This is a genomic window from Bacillus cihuensis (assembly GCF_000504145.1).
GTDB classification, from domain to species: domain Bacteria; phylum Bacillota; class Bacilli; order Bacillales; family DSM-1321; genus Peribacillus; species Peribacillus huizhouensis.
Genome location: NZ_AYSD01000017.1, coordinates 16,761 through 32,633, shown reverse-complemented (window position 1 = coordinate 32,633; position 15,873 = coordinate 16,761). Strand labels below are relative to the sequence as shown.

Sequence of the window (15,873 nt, the reverse complement as noted above, 5' to 3'; positions counted from 1 at the left end):
GTATGCACTTTTTTATCACATAGTATAATAAATATACTTTAAAGAAAAACAACATATAAATGACTATTAACCAATTACAACGGTCTATAAAATGTTCCTGTGTTTGCTAGTATCCAATCTTCTACTCTTCAGTGGAATCTTCTAGACATTTCCCACATTGTGAATAAAGAACACTCACCTTTTCATCCTCATAGTTTTCAATGATTTCATTGCAGTTTCTACAAATAATTGTTCCCATATACCGATCTCCTTTCCATAATAAGCTCAAAAGAAAACGCTTTCTTTTTTATTTTCTAAACAGCTCTACTCCATTACTTTTTATAGCTTTCCGAATTCTTGACAGCCAGTCAATGAATCCTTTGTTTCATATAAATGATCATTCGGGTAAACTACATATTCCCACAATCACTCCATCATTTCTATTTTAAAAAAACTTTGATAATCTTGCAAACTTCACCCAATCCCTGCGAGATTACTATGAATGGAGTTATCCTTTTATTTCTGATTGCGATTGACGTTGAACATCAATTTTTATTTCCTGGAAATCACTTTTTCCACACACATAACAAATCGTTACTTTTGTATAAAGTGTTTTGCAGTGAATACAATATTTCTTCTCCATGATAGCATTCTCCTGTTCTAAATTTTAATTATAAAAACACGAAGGAAAGCATTTATCACTAAATACACCATTATTTTCTTAATATTTTGAATATTCCAGATGGTTGTATGCGTTATATTATAACACCTATCATTTATATAAGTAAGTACGCACTTTATAATCAATTAGTATCTAAAAATATAGTGTTCGAGGGAATGTTGATGAGTCACTGGTTCATAAGATGAAATAAATGATTAGGCCCAGTCAACAATGGGTTATTCTTCTTATTTCTATTCCTCGAATTTTACAAACATAAGAAAATTATGAGTCAGTCCTTACTACTGTAAGAACTGACTATACGATCAATATCTTCTTTCAACCTATCCAGCCTCGGTTTTTGATAAAGTTCCTGATTCCTTTGCAACAAATTTGACAAGCTCTACGACTCTGTTTGAATACCCCCATTCATTATCATACCATGCTAATACCTTCACTTTTCTTTCACCTATAACCATGGTAGATAGCCCATCAATAATAGCTGAGTGGGGATTTGAATTAAAATCAATAGAGACTAACGGTTCTGTCGTGAACTCCAAAATCCCATGTAAAGAGCCAATCGCAGCTGTACGAAAGGACTCATTGATCTCATTAATGGTTACATCTCGTTTCAAGTCAACTACGATATCCACAAGTGAGACATTAGGAGTAGGGACTCGAAGGGCGATACCATGCATTTTACCTTTTAATTGTGGCAACACAAGAGAAAGTGCTTTTGCAGCACCGGTAGTAGTTGGAATAATGCTCTGACCACAGGCACGGGCACGTCGTAAATCTTTATGAGGGTTATCAAGATTTTTTTGATCATTTGTATACGAATGAACGGTCGTCATTAACCCATTTTCAATGCCAAACTGGTCATCCAGTACCTTTACTACAGGTGCAAGGCAATTTGTGGTACATGAAGCATTAGAGATGATAAAATGTTTATCTATTTCTAAATCATGTTCGTTCACACCCATCACGATGGTCACATCTGCATTTCCTCCAGGAGCCGTTAAAATAACTTTCTTAGCCCCTGCATCTAGATGAAAAGCTGCTTTTTCCCTAGCATTAAATTTCCCTGTAGCTTCAACTACGATATCTATATTAAGCTGTTCCCATGGAAGGTCTCTAGGATCCATACTACTTAATAACTGGATGCGGTGCCCATTCACAATTAAGGCTTGATCGGCCGGAACTACATCTCCCTCGAATTTTCCATGGCTAGTATCATATTTGATTAAGTGCGCTAAGGTTTCGGCAGGATAATTTGCATTGATTGCCACTACATCAAGAGTTTTCTCCAATATGGCTTTACGGAAAACGAGTCTCCCGATTCTCCCAAAGCCATTGATGGCTATTCTTGCCTTCATGTCTCGATCCCTCCCGACATCACTATATTTTGAGTATATACCACATCTTTTCATCGTTGACATATAGGACGCGATACGAATATCCACTTGAATCATTTTAGAAGAATGAACATTCATGAACCTCATTCATCTAAGATGTTTTGCATCTTCTGTAAAAAAACGGTATCCCCTCTGTATCGAACTTGATTCTTCTACCGGGAGATTTTCTCCTTGCATTTTTAAAGGTATTCGTTTCCTACCACCATTTGAATCCGTCCTCTTGTAATAGTTGTTCTGATGCCTCTGGACCCATGGAACCTGCTGGGTACAAATGAAGGGGAAGATCATTTTGCTCGAAAGCCTCTAAAATAGGTTCCGCCCATTGCCAAGATAACTCAACCTCTTTCCATTGAACAAAAAAAGTAGAATCCCCTTGCAAAGCGTCGGATAATAGGAGTTCGTAAGCTTCTGGCATCGTTTTTTTGTTAGCCAAAAAACTCCCCATAACAGGTTCGTTTTTCCCATGATTTAATGGATTTTTACTATTGAATTGAATCGAGATTCCTTCATTCGGACCGATTTCAATAATTAATAGATTAGGCGCTGTTTCTTCATTTTTTTCCTGATATAAATCATGGAGTGGATTTTTAAATTCAATCACAATCCTTGTAGACTTCTCCTTCATCCTTTTTCCTGTACGTATATAAAATGGAACTCCACTCCAAAAAGGATCGTCAATCCACAAACGAGCAGCAACAAATGTATCATTCATGGAGGATCCTTCAATTCCAGGTTCATCTGTGTATGATGGAACCGGTTCTCCGTCAATATTCCCTTTCAGGTATTGGCCTCGGACCACATCTTTCCCTACTTTGTCCTTCTGTAATGGCCTTAAGTATTCCATCACTTTTCTCTTCTTATTACGAATGTCGTTTGCACTGATCCGTGTTGGTTGATGCATGGCCGTCATCATGACGAGTTGCAACATATGATTTTGGACCATATCTCGAATGGCTCCTACTTGGTCATAGTAACCAGCTCGCTCTTCTACGCCAACAGTTTCACTTGCCGTGATTTGTATATTCGCAATATGCTTATTGTTCCATAACGATTGAAAGATCGGATTTGCAAATTTTATCGACTCCATATTTTGAACCATTGGCTTTCCAAGATAATGATCAATTAGATAAATTTCATCTACTTCAAATGCTTGGCTTAATTTAGCAATTAGTTCTTGGGCTGATTTTAAATCGTGTCCAAATGGTTTCTCAATGACAAGACGTTTCCATCCATTAATCGACCCTAATCCACTTTCTTTGATGTTCGTAGAAATCACATCAAAAAACTCTGGAGCGACAGATAAATAAAACAGACGATTTTCAGGTATCCCCAATTCTGCTTCTCGTTTCTGAATCATCCCTAGAACTTGATTATACCCGTCCTGATCCGTGACATCTAAAGAACTGTAACGAAAAACACTTAGAAACTCTTTTACTTTGGAAGCGTATCCATTTTTCAACCGCTTTGAAAATGTCTGTAATGATTTTTCTACATGCGTTTGAAATGTTTGATCAGACCATTCTCTTCTACCTAATCCTATAATCGTAAAGGATTTGGGCATTTTTCCATCTAAAAATAAGTGAAATAACGAAGGGAAAATTTTCCTTTTCGCTAAATCCCCTGTTGCTCCAAATAAAACAAATGTTAACGAATCCAATTCCAATGGATTTGATATTTTTAAAGCAGTTTCATCTACATGGATATCACGCGGAACGGCTACACCATTCATGCTATCCCCTCCTGATTTTTAGTAAAACAGTTATATTTCCACATATTATTGAGTTCTCCACCTATAAAGATTATGAACCCTCCTAAAATTATTATAATATTCGAATATTTTATTTGTAAGTACGCACTTTTTTATTATATAGTATAGAAAAACACACCATTGTTCAGACTATTCATTCTAATTGAGTGGAGGGAAAACAATTGAAACAACTTATTGACAAGAAGACGTTTAGCTGCGAGAAGGAACTAACACTTTCCATCATAAGTGGTAAATGGAAAATGCTAATTATGTGGCATCTAGGGAAAGAGGGAACAAAGCGATTTGGTGAATTAAAATCGATGATGCCAGGCATTACACAACGAATGCTCGTAAGTCAACTACGGGATCTTGAAAATGATCTCATCGTGTACCGTGAAGTATTTCCCGTTGTCCCACCGAAAGTAGAATATTCACTAACAGAAAGAGGAAAAAGTCTCTTGCCCATCCTTGATTCTATGTATGAATGGGGAAAAGACTATAAAGAGACCATTTTAGCAAACCAACCGGAAAAAACGAATTCCATTTAGAAACGGCAATTATTGTAAGTGCTTTCAATACTACTGTGACGGAAGCCGGATATGTCATATGTTCTGTTCAATAAATACACTCTCTTTTACAATTAGACCACAATAACCAAATAAAATGGGCAGCCCATCTATTGGCCTGCCCATTTTCATTAAAATTTTATCCCGCATTAACGGGCAGTCCACCACTGATTGAAGTTTCACTTTATTATTTTCCGAAAGAATCGCCATCAACACAATGTTGGTCCATGTTCTTCCGGTAAGTTAAATCGGATAAAAAAGACAGTTCCTTGCTCACTTGTTTGTAAATCAATGACCGCATTATGCCGATTAGCAACACTATAACAGATGGCTAAGCCCAATCCTGTGCCTGTATCCTTCGTTGTAAAAAAAGGCGTACCAATTTCTTGAAGTAATTCTGTCTTTATGCCACATCCTTCATCGTGCACTTCCAAGACAATCGTTTGATCTTCCGTATATGTTTTAATGATTAATCTTCCTCCTGAATCCATCGCATCTAGACCATTTAAAGATAAATTTAAAATCAACTGGCTTATTTCCTTTTCATCTAAAAATAATTCAGGACATTCGCTTAACTGGAGCTGGATTGTTTTACCCGTTCGCAATGCCTCAGCCTGTATCAAGGGATATAGCGCTTCAATAATCGGGTTAAGAAGTTGCGGCGTTTTATAACTGACCTTATTTTTAGCTAAATTAAGGTATTCAGTAATAATCGAGTTGGCTCGATTCAATTCTCCCAGCATTAGATCAATATATTTTATGCTTAAATGTTCAGGATCACTTTTAGATAATTCTAAAAATCCTCGGACTGTAGTCATAGGATTTCTAATTTCATGAGCAATACCGGCAGCCATCACGCCAATTAAATTCAAACGATCTAAGCGAGACATCTCATTTTCAAGCCGGACACGCTCCGTAATATCTGTAATTACTCTAAGAACACAAGTTTCTCCCTGAATTTCAATAATCTCCGTAGATAACAATCCTTCACGAACTTCACCGGACTTTGTTTGATATTGAATCTTAGCGTTTTTAATACTCTTTTGAGTTTCCAAACTATGAATCTCTTCATTAATGGAGTTTGCTGTAAGATGTAAGATCGGGCTGTTTTGATGCATTACTTCTTGATAACTATAGCCGGTTGTGTTTAGCCAAATTGGATTTACATTTATGTATCTTCCATCTTTTAATGATCGAATCTCAATCAAGCAAGGACTTGATTCAAAAATTTTATAAAAATGATCTTTTGAGAGCCGGAGGTCTTCTTCAATTTTTTTTCGCTCTTCAATTTCTTTTCGGAGTTGTTCATTAGCAATCATTAGTTTCTTCGTTCGTTTTTCTACCAGTTTTTCAAGAATCGTATATTGGTGTTTTTTTTCACTATCCGCTTTTTTCCTTGCCGTGATATCACGAACGGAAAGAACATAAATATGTTCGTCATCTATTGTCGCTTCACCAATTTGAATATCAACAGGAAACTCCCCTTCTTCTTTATGTAACCCCATTGCTTCAACGAGTTGCCCCTTACTCTTCCTAAGAGCTTCCATTTGCACGGGGGTAAATTCTTCATGATACTTCACTTCAGGTAGAAGCTTGATGACATGTTCCCCTAGTAATTCCTCCATAGAATAACCAAACATCCCCTTTACAGCAGGATTGACTGATAGAATATAGCCATGTACATCAAACGTAATAATCGTATCTAGTAATGTTTCACCAATCACTCTAGCTAGTGCTTCATTTTTTCGCAAATCGAAAGTTGTGCGTTCTAGCTGTTCATTCACGACCTGAAGTTCAGACTGACGACGTAAATCACTTTGAAGTTTCATTTTGTCATGATTTTGATAAATCTTTACAAACTCTTGCACTTTCATTTTTAACGTTTCAGGATGAAATGGTTTAAATATATAATCAACCGCACCAAGGCTATAACCGCGCAGGACATGCTCCGTTGTTTGACTAATTGCCGTTATAAAAATAATCGAAATATACTTTGATTTTTCCCTTTCTTTAATCAGCTTCGCGGTTTCAAATCCATCTAATCCAGGCATCTGGACATCTAATAAAATAACAGCGAAGTCTTGTTTAAGCACACATTTTAATGCTTCCTCACCCGATCTTGCACTGACTAAATTATATTCAGAGGAGTTAAGCACAGCTTCCAAGGCTAATAAATTTTTTGGATAGTCATCAACCATTAAAATATTTACCTTTTGACTCGTTGTCTCATTTCTTGTCGTTTCGTGTTCGGGAAGATCTAGTGTCTGGACTTGATTTGAGAACAATCTATTGGATCCTTCGGTAAAGTTTTTCAAACGTATCAACCTCCTCATAAAAGTTTGCAATGCTTGTAAATTTAATCCCTTCTTTACTGCCTAAACCGAGAATTCCCGATAGTCCTAGACTCTCATGAAGGAGATTGTATACACGATTTTGGAGTATTTTGTCAAAATAAATCATGACATTCCTACAAATAATCACATGAAATTCATTAAATGATCGATCGGTCACCAAATTATGTTGGGCAAAGACAACGTTTTTCGTTAGGAACGAATGAAATGTGGCATTTTCCTGTTGGACTTTATAATATTCTGAAAAAGCTTTCGTCCCTCCTGACGCAAGATAATTTTTCGTATATAATTGCATTTTATTTAACGGAAATTTCCCTTCCTTCCCTATCCTTAAAACGCTTTCACTCATATCCGTAGCATAAATCCTCGTTTTTTCATATAATCCTTCCTCGTGTAACAGAATGGCCATCGAATAAACTTCTTCTCCTGTCGAACAACCTGCGTGCCAAATACGAATATAAGGATAGTCCCTTAGAAAAGGGACTATTTTTTTTCGAAAAGTTAAAAAAAAGCTTGGGTCTCGAAACATCTCTGTGACATTAATAGAAAAGTCTTCAAGTAATCGATTCATTACGAATGGATCGTGAAAAATTCTCTCCTGTAAACCTGAAATGCTGGCGACTTTCTCTTCACGAATCCGATTCCAAATTCTACGATTTAAAAAAGGAAATGTATAGTTTCTAAAATCAAATCCATAGTATCGATAAATCCCTTCCAGCAATAACTCAATCTCTATTTCTTCCAATTCATCATAAACCTTATATTTATTGTTATTCATTTTTTGTCATTACTCCGTACGTCATATTAAGCCCCACCTATCTGTATAGCCATACTCGCATGATTGAAATAAGTTGTTCTAAATTTACCGGTTTACTAATATAATCAGAAGCCCCAGCCTCAATGCATTGATTTCGATCATATTTCATAGCCTTAGCTGTTAAGGCAATAATAGGAATACTTTGAAATTCAGGGATTTGACGAATAAATTGAATGGCTTCAAATCCATCCATCTCAGGCATCATAATATACATAAGAATCAAATCAATGTCTGAATTATTTTGTAAAGTTGCAATCCCCTCTCTTCCGTTTTCTGCAAACACCACTTCCACATGATAACTTTCCAAGGCTGTTGTTAAGGCAAATATATTACGCATATCATCATCGACGACTAATACTTTCTTCCCTTCTAACAGTGCTTTACCGTCATGTACCTGTTTACGTGCTCCTTCACCATGTAAAGGAGACACAACTGAAGTGGTACGTACAACACTTGAATCCTCCAAAAGACCTGTGGCTATTTCTGCTTCTGAAAGAGATATTCCCGATCTTTTCAAGTTTTGATTATTCGGCAAATATAACGTAAATGTGCTGCCATCGCCTTCTATACTTTCAACTTCAATGAAACCACCTAATAAACGTGAAATTTCTTGGCTAATGGAAAGCCCTAGCCCAGTCCCTCCATATTTGCGGTTGATTGTTCCGTCTGCTTGTTTAAAAGCATCAAAAATAATATCATGATTTTCTGACGGAATCCCAATTCCAGTATCCTTGACAGAAAATGCAAGTTCTATATCTGAATGCGTGAAAGAACTTTGTTTTGAAAACATGCCTTTTTCAACTTTTCGAATGGCTAATGAAACAGTTCCCTGATTGGTAAATTTGAATGCATTTGATAATAAATTCTTTAAAATTTGCTGTAAACGATGTGTATCCGTATGAATAAATGTTGGCAAAGTAGGATCAAGCTGAATGTTGAATTGAATATTTTTCTTACGAGCGACAGGTGTAAATTGTGATTCAACAAATTTTTTCACGTCCGAAAGTTTTACTTCATTCATCGTTATTTCCATTTTTCCTGCTTCCACTTTTGAAAGATCTAAAATATCATTAATTAAATGTAGTAAATCATTTCCTGACGAAAAGATCGTATCTGCATAATTCACCTGTTTGGGTGTAAGATTCCCATTCGCATTTTCAGCCAGCATTTGTGCAAGGATAAGCAAACTATTGAGTGGCGTTCGTAACTCATGGGACATATTGGCAAGAAATTCTGATTTATATTGTGAGCTAAGCGTGAGCTGCTTCGCTTTCTCTTCTAGAATACTCTGCACATTCTCTAATTCTCTTGTTTTCTTTTCAGCATTTTCATACTGAGTTTCGATTTGTTCATTAACAATTCTTAACTCCTCCTGCTGTGATTGAAGCTCTTCAGATTGACTCTGTAATTCTTCTGTTAATGCCTGTGATTCTTTTAGAAGACTTTCTACCTGCATATGCCGTAAAATACTCTGAATATTGATACCGAGGTTTCTTATGACCTCTTTTAGCAATAGTTGTTCTAAATGACTGAAAGATTTAAAAGATGCTAATTCAATAACGGATAATACCTCTCCTTGATATTCCACGGGGATAATGAGTACATCTGATGGTGATGCCATCCCTGTACCAGAAGTAATCTTAATATAATTATTAGGAACTTGGTTGAGCACGATCATTCGGTTTTCTAATGCACACTGCCCAACCAGTCCCTCTCCTAAACGAAAGTGATCTGCCCCTAGTTTCTGATGATTGTAAGCATAAGTAGCAATTTTTTGTAAAATCTCATCATCTCCTACTCTCTGTTTGATATAGAAAAGACCGTAATTTGCTCCTATAGTCGGCGTGAGTTTTGTAATAAATAGATGTCCTAAAGTTTCTAAGTCGTCTATTCCAGAGTACATAGTCGCAAATTCAGCCACTTTTGTTTTTAACCAGCTCTGCTCTTCAGCAGTAGTTTTCAACTCTTTTTCATGACGTGTATGCACTTCAAGAGCTTCAGCCATTTCATTAAATGACACTGCAATTTTTCCAATTTCATCTTTGGTTTTCATATTGATACGCGGCAATTTTTCTAAATTATTAAAATTCACTTGCTCCATAACAGAACTGACTTTGTTTAATCTTCTAGTGACATTCCATAATATCCAACTTAATAATGTGCTACCCATAAAATAATCTGAAATAATATATATTTTCGATACATTAGAAGCTTTTGTATAATCTCCAGAAGATTGGATTAACTTATTTTTCGTCATTTCATCTTGTATAGCATATAGTTGACTAGACAGTTCAATCATCGTATCGCTAACTTCTCGCCCCTGATTCCAGTATAGTTGATTTACTTCCTCTGTTTTTCCTTCTTTTAATAGCTCATCCTTTTTTTTCTCTATATCAGAATAAGTTTCAATGTTGTTTTTTAATGCATTTACAAGATCTTTTGATTTTTTGCTTCCATCCAACTCTAAATGGGCATCAATTGCTTTATTTACATTTTGGAGGGCAAGATCCCGTTTTTTGGTAAATTGCTCTTTCAATTCACTAGATGGATTTTCAAATAATTCTCTTGATTCTTTACTGTACTCATTCAAGCCCTCCTGTATAGAATAACTTAAATTAAGTAGCGTATAACTTTTGATATAATTTTTAATAGCCTGTTCATAGTTATTTATACCTGTCCAGTGGTAAACACTAAATATCGCATATATACCATAAATAATACCAAAACATGTAATGACCTGTGTTTTGAATTTCATAGTACCCTCGTTCCTATCATTTTTTTTATATTTCTCTACAATACCATTTACAAATAGAAGACTGTTTTATCCTCGCCTAGTAATCAATATAATAATGCGAATTATAATAATATTCAAACTATTATTTTGGATACAGCAAATAATCATCCATCTCTTAGGCATTTCAGTCATGATTAGAAAACGTATTCAATTCTATTTTGCAATATAAATTGTCAACTCAAAAAGTCTCCCGACATCACAAAACAGTATTATATAATTTGTATTATTCTTTCATCAGTCTGAATAATCTGAACTCAGGTATATTTTTCTATACTATATAATAAAAAAGTGCGTACTTACAATTTAAATTTACCACTATTATACTAATAGTGAGACAATTCGAAATAATATAAGGGATTTCTAACGATATAGGTCCATACACCTATATCACCTAACTAGTTACCATGAGTCGTGTGACCGTTCTATGAGGAATGAATTTTAACGAAGGGAGTTTTTAGACTTATAACGGTTGGAGCTAAATTTAGCTGCCTTGTTTTTTTGAATCGCAGTAAGTTTACTTCCTATTGCCTTTACGATATTTGAGTAGCAAATGGGATTATTGACAAAATATTGTCTAGATTGTTAAAAAAATTAGAACTACATAACTGAAAAGAACCTCTTAGCTTTTTCTTAAAATGCTTTTGGATGTGAAGAAGGGTTGAGTGCACTTTAATATCATGTGATAGCTTAGCAATAGTAAGGAATTATTTCCGCAAATATAATAGGGTTTCGGAGGGAATTAACATGAAAGTAGGCTTAATTGGTTTAGGGAAAATGGGATTAAATATCGGTCAAAATCTTTTGGACCACAATCACGAAGTAGTGGCTTTCGATTTAAATGAAAACTCAGTTAGAGAAATGGAGAAATACGGTTCTACAGGAGTATCTAGCATTATCGAGCTCGTTAAATCATTAGAACCACCAAGAGTTCTTTGGATAATGGTTCCCCATTCGGTTGTTGATTCCGTACTTAGTGAAATAACACCATTTTTATATGATGGTGATATTGTCATCGAAGCAGGGAATTCCCACTATAAAGATTCCATTCGTCGGTACAATAACTTAAAGAAATTCGGGGTAAGATTTTTAGATGTCGGAACCTCTGGTGGGATGGAAGGCGCTCGGAATGGAGCGTGTTACATGGTCGGTGGAGATCCAGATGCCTGGCATATAGTTGAACCTATCTTTCGGGATACAGCTGTAGATAACGGCTATTTATATGCAGGAGAAGCAGGTAGTGGCCACTTTTTAAAAATGATCCATAATGGGATTGAATACGGAATGATGGCTGCCATTGGAGAAGGTTTCGAGGTACTAGAAAAAAGCGAATTCGATTATGATTTTGAAAAAGTAGCAAAAGTATGGAATAACGGTTCCGTAATTCGTTCATGGCTTATGGAATTAACCGAACATGCATTTTCTAAAGATTCAAGACTTGAAGAAATCAAAGGGACGATGCATTCTTCTGGCGAAGGGAAATGGACGGTTGAAACGGCTCTCGATTTACAAACCGCTACGCCTGTTATTGCTATGTCCTTATTGATGAGATATCGCTCATTAGATCATGATACATTTACAGGAAAAGTAGTTGCCGCACTGCGAAACGAATTCGGCGGGCACGCTGTAGAAAAAGAGAAGCAAACTTCTGTATAAAAGGATGTATCTGGAATGTTCCCTCAAAGAAAGGTGGCAAACACGGCAATACTGTTCCAACAATATTTTCTAAACGAAGTAGAACGCACAAGTTATGAAAATGATGTGCTTCATGTCTTGCCAGAATTAAGTGAAAAAGTGTTTGATTTGGATGATTCTGAGCTTGAGGAGTTAGTCGAACAAATAAAAGGAAAAGTATTTTTTGTAGAAATAATCAAATAACATCGAAGGTCACTCCTTCAATTCATTAAGATACTAAGTTTTGGGTTAAACTTTTCTCTTATTTTAAAAATCCCTACTATTAATCGCCTTCCTTCTTTGAATAGCTCAATCTGGAAAGGTTTTGGATTCATGGATTAAGTATCACTATACCGCAGTACTTGTACTGCGGTTTTATCGTTATGCTGATGAAGCTGTCCCATAACAAAAAGGGTCTGACCCCGCATCGACTATCTACAGATTATAGGTAGGATTTTACTACTATATTCTGTAGATAGAGTGCGAGGTCAGACCCATTTGGGACACCCTCATCATATATTGCTAGATCAAAACCGATGATTATTATTTCCTAAATTGGTAATAATTGCACCATTTGCTTCGTTTCTAGGTTATCAACCATTGCATGCCATGATTGTGGTTTATTTGATAAAATAGAATAATATTGTCTCAAAAACGTCACGATAAGATCTGTTTGAAGTTCATTCGTGCTTTCATCCATGGGCAGAAAACAAAGATCGAGTCCTGTTACAGCTTCCCCATCATTGCTCCAAGATGGATGAACATAAGAGAAATCAAGGCGCTTATATCCAAGATGAGCTAAAACCTCACGACGTACATAAGGGTTCATAGACTTCATCATTCCAAACTCATAATGCTCCACTTGATAAGGGTCATAGATTTCAGCAAACATCCCAAATAGCTTCTTGCCATTAGCAGTTGCTAAAGCATGCAGATCCTCTAATCTCCTATTCGCTAAAAATGGACCGATTCCTCGACCATCCTGACCGATAATCGTAAAATCTGTCATCGCAACATTAAAATCTTTATAATACCTGTACTCCGTTGCTCCTACAACTTTATTGTCATCAACAGCAACAAACACACGAATATCTGGATCTTCCAATGGTTCTTTCCATAAATCGAATTCTAATACTTCATCTGAAGGGAACACATTCTGCATTAATTGGTGTAATTGTTTAAAGAAAGGATCTTGTATATTGGTAATTCTGCAATATTCCATTTTCGCGTTCTCCTTTTCATACATTAGTTAAAGAATGGGTTTTTCCATTCCATTAATGCCGCAAAATTACACGATTCTTCATCTTCTAAATAATTTGCGACGACTTGTACAGGGGTTCGACCGCACTGGAGTAGGAAAGTGATAACCGGATCTTTTAGCTCCCCTTTTACAACAGCTTCTAAGTATTCCTCTGGCGTCATTTCAGTTACTTTTTGATGATAGCCAGGCATTCTTCCTCCTCCAAGTAATCGCTCTAGTCCTTTATAAACGACGACTTCATACATCGACAACATCAACCATTTTCCTAGTCCTAGTTTTCGATAGGAGGGGCTGACACTAATATCTACGACATAGAGTGTATTTCCTTCGTCCTTATGGTTCCGAATATACCCATTATCAGTGATCATTTCCCAAGTATGTTCTGGATGATTAGGGTCGAAGTCAACCAATAAACCTGTCATAGACCCAACGACCTTGCCCTCAATCTCAATACATAAGGCACCTTCAGGGAATAATGTCACATGATTTTGCAATTGTTCCCTATTCCACCATAGGTCAGAGGGAAAGGGTGGTGGAAAACATGCTTGTTGAACAGCAATTAAATCTGAAAAATCTTTTTCTTGATAATTTCGGATCACAGCTCGGATCGGCTGATTCTGATTGAAGACAAAAAATTCTTTACGATACACACGATTCACCCCTACTATTTGTGAAGTGAGATTTTTAGTTTACCAATCTGGATATAAATCGGTTCGGCGATCGCGCCACGTAGTAACCGAGCCACTTTCACGAACGCGATATAATAATTCCAGATTTATATCCGCAGTTACAATCATATCTTGATTGATTTCCCCTTCTACTAGAATGCCACGTGGTGGAAAAGGAATATCATTTGGCGTAAGCACTGCCGCTTGACCAAAATTCGCTCGCATAAAGTCAACCGTAGGAAGCGCCCCTACAGTGCCTGTAGTTACGACATAGACTTGATTTTCGATTGTCCTTGCATGGCTGGTGTAACGAACACGATGGAATCCGTGACGGTCATCGGTACAAGAAGGACTGAAAATAATGTCTGCGCCTTTTGCCTTCGCCATTCGAACGATTTCTGGAAATTCAATGTCATAGCAAGTCAACATGGCTATGGTACCTTTATCCGTCTCAAATACTTCTAATTTTTCGCCAGGAGCCATATTCCATTCTTTAATTTCCGTTGGTGTAAGGTGTAGCTTTGCCTGTTCTGCCACTCTTCCATCCGGATAGAATAAATGAGCAACATTGTATAATTTGTCCCCTTTACGGATGACATGGGTTCCCCCAATAATATGCATATTTGTTTGCATCGCTAACTTTTTAAATAATGATAGGTACTGTTCCGTAAAGTCTGGAAGATCTTGTATCGTCAAAGATTGTCCTTGTTTATTTCCAATAGACATTAATTGAGTAGTGAAGAATTCCGGGAACAAAATAAAGTCAGTATCAAATTCTTCAGCTGTTTTAATATAATGTTCCACTTGTTTAGAAAATTCTTCAAATGAAGTTATTGTATGTAAATGATATTGCACTGCTGAAACTCTTAGTTCCATAGTATCCTCCTAACTTATCATCACTATAGAGGCTCTCTCTACCTATGATGCTACATTGATTGTTGCTATTGTTATTATTAGACACATTATGATTTTAAACAAGTACACACTTTAATGTTATATAGTGATAAAAAGTATACTTTAATCATATTCCCTACTACGAATATCCTTTCACATTATATTAGTCAGCAAATCTTTTTATTTGAATCTCGTTAGGTTTCTATTTTCGAATTTAGCAGAACAATTTTTTACAATGAATCATCAATAAAAGACCAACAGATTGTTGGTCCTCATTATGGTAAAGATTTATAAATAAATTAATGATTGTTTTAGGCTGTTTTTCTATCCTTTGTTGCTTTTAAATGATTTCTACACTACAATCCTGGGCTAATTTCCGTTACAGCTACTCGCTTTCCGTGGGCGGTCTCAGGAGCCTCCTTAGTACTTCGCACTTTGCGGGGTGTGGTCCCCCTCAAACACGCTTCTCTAAGCAGGAGTCTCGCATCTTCCACTACAATCAACATCTCCTCGAACTTGTTACTTACTTAAAACAACAAACTTTACGAAAAGAGCCTTATTTTAACCCTTTAGATTCGTCATTTTGCCCATTTTCAACAATTTAGAAAGTGCTTCATTTGATTCGACACCTTCATTTGCCTTTACAGTTACATCACCATCCGTGTTCATGTCCGTTGACTTGATTTGATGGGGTGACTGCTGCACCATTTGATTTGCAAAAGTCGTGCTTTCAGGATTCCCTAGTATTAAAGAAACAACATTATATAGAATTCGTTTCCCTTCTTCTGTTTTCAGTAGGGCTAATTGATCACTCGTAAAGGACTCCAAGGGAATAAATATGCCCTTTTCTTTATAAGATCCATTTCGCACCCTTAACCCTTCTTCTAAAAGTGTACTCATAAGTTCATTTCGACTGCTAAACCTGTTTAATAATTCATTAAATTCATCAGCCCAACCAATTGTAGTTTTAGGGGTATATTGAAAACCTTTGCCTGGAACCATTTTTCCTTTGGACAATGTTACCACCACCTTGTAGGAATACCAAAGAATGT

14 protein-coding genes are annotated in these 15,873 nt (G+C 36.2%); 3 read left to right on the top strand and 11 right to left on the bottom strand.

What is annotated here, in order from left to right:
• Window positions 1–121: 121 nt before the first annotated feature.
• The 4 genes from V179_RS29585 to zwf form a co-directional block, all read right to left on the bottom strand.
• Complete coding sequence (locus tag V179_RS29585) at window positions 122–238, bottom strand: GapA-binding peptide SR1P (protein WP_084552192.1); 117 nt, start codon at window positions 236–238, stop codon at window positions 122–124.
• A 249-nt stretch (window positions 239–487) separates the two neighbouring features.
• Window positions 488–622 carry a hypothetical protein gene (locus V179_RS31940; protein WP_268745170.1) on the bottom strand — a complete coding sequence of 45 codons (135 nt, stop codon included), beginning with the start codon at window positions 620–622 and terminating at the stop codon, window positions 488–490.
• Between the two features lie 359 nt (window positions 623–981).
• Window positions 982–2,013 carry a glyceraldehyde-3-phosphate dehydrogenase gene (locus V179_RS0103735; RefSeq protein ID WP_028390340.1) on the bottom strand — a complete coding sequence of 344 codons (1,032 nt, stop codon included), beginning with the start codon at window positions 2,011–2,013 and terminating at the stop codon, window positions 982–984.
• A 235-nt stretch (window positions 2,014–2,248) separates the two neighbouring features.
• Window positions 2,249–3,709 carry a glucose-6-phosphate dehydrogenase gene (gene zwf, locus V179_RS0103730; RefSeq protein ID WP_028390339.1) on the bottom strand — a complete coding sequence of 487 codons (1,461 nt, stop codon included), beginning with the start codon at window positions 3,707–3,709 and terminating at the stop codon, window positions 2,249–2,251.
• Window positions 3,710–3,981: 272 nt separating this feature from the next.
• On the opposite strand from zwf, the gene V179_RS0103725 reads away from it, so the two are divergent.
• Complete coding sequence (locus tag V179_RS0103725) at window positions 3,982–4,347, top strand: winged helix-turn-helix transcriptional regulator (RefSeq protein ID WP_028390338.1); 366 nt, start codon at window positions 3,982–3,984, stop codon at window positions 4,345–4,347.
• 227 nt (window positions 4,348–4,574) lie between these two features.
• Here the strand turns inward: V179_RS0103725 and V179_RS0103715 are convergent, their stop codons facing one another.
• The 3 genes from V179_RS0103715 to V179_RS0103705 form a co-directional block, all read right to left on the bottom strand.
• The gene (locus tag V179_RS0103715; RefSeq protein ID WP_034300511.1) at window positions 4,575–6,563 is read right to left on the bottom strand and encodes a PAS domain S-box protein; all 1,989 of its coding nucleotides are present in this window, start codon (window positions 6,561–6,563) and stop codon (window positions 4,575–4,577) included.
• An 88-nt stretch (window positions 6,564–6,651) separates the two neighbouring features.
• Window positions 6,652–7,494, bottom strand: a complete 843-nt coding sequence (locus V179_RS0103710; RefSeq protein ID WP_028390336.1) for a CheR family methyltransferase — start codon at window positions 7,492–7,494, stop codon at window positions 6,652–6,654.
• A 37-nt stretch (window positions 7,495–7,531) separates the two neighbouring features.
• Window positions 7,532–10,288 (bottom strand): hybrid sensor histidine kinase/response regulator, encoded by a 2,757-nt coding sequence (locus V179_RS0103705; RefSeq protein WP_028390335.1) that lies wholly within the window; start codon window positions 10,286–10,288, stop codon window positions 7,532–7,534.
• Between the two features lie 783 nt (window positions 10,289–11,071).
• Here V179_RS0103705 and gnd point away from each other — a divergent pair.
• Window positions 11,072–11,980 (top strand): phosphogluconate dehydrogenase (NAD(+)-dependent, decarboxylating), encoded by a 909-nt coding sequence (gene gnd, locus V179_RS0103700; protein ID WP_028390334.1) that lies wholly within the window; start codon window positions 11,072–11,074, stop codon window positions 11,978–11,980.
• 15 nt (window positions 11,981–11,995) lie between these two features.
• Window positions 11,996–12,202 (top strand): hypothetical protein, encoded by a 207-nt coding sequence (locus tag V179_RS0103695; protein WP_028390333.1) that lies wholly within the window; start codon window positions 11,996–11,998, stop codon window positions 12,200–12,202.
• Window positions 12,203–12,548: 346 nt separating this feature from the next.
• Here the strand turns inward: V179_RS0103695 and V179_RS0103690 are convergent, their stop codons facing one another.
• From V179_RS0103690 to V179_RS0103670, 4 genes are all read right to left on the bottom strand, one after another.
• Window positions 12,549–13,220: a GNAT family N-acetyltransferase gene (locus V179_RS0103690; protein WP_028390332.1), complete on the bottom strand. Its 672-nt coding sequence runs from the start codon at window positions 13,218–13,220 to the stop codon at window positions 12,549–12,551.
• A gap of 23 nt (window positions 13,221–13,243) precedes the next feature.
• Window positions 13,244–13,909 (bottom strand): GNAT family N-acetyltransferase, encoded by a 666-nt coding sequence (locus tag V179_RS0103685; RefSeq protein WP_028390331.1) that lies wholly within the window; start codon window positions 13,907–13,909, stop codon window positions 13,244–13,246.
• 39 nt (window positions 13,910–13,948) lie between these two features.
• The gene (locus tag V179_RS0103680; RefSeq protein WP_028390330.1) at window positions 13,949–14,803 is read right to left on the bottom strand and encodes a carbon-nitrogen hydrolase family protein; all 855 of its coding nucleotides are present in this window, start codon (window positions 14,801–14,803) and stop codon (window positions 13,949–13,951) included.
• A 579-nt stretch (window positions 14,804–15,382) separates the two neighbouring features.
• Window positions 15,383–15,838, bottom strand: coding sequence for a hypothetical protein (locus tag V179_RS0103670; RefSeq protein WP_028390329.1), 456 nt, complete (start codon window positions 15,836–15,838; stop codon window positions 15,383–15,385).
• Window positions 15,839–15,873: the final 35 nt, after the last annotated feature.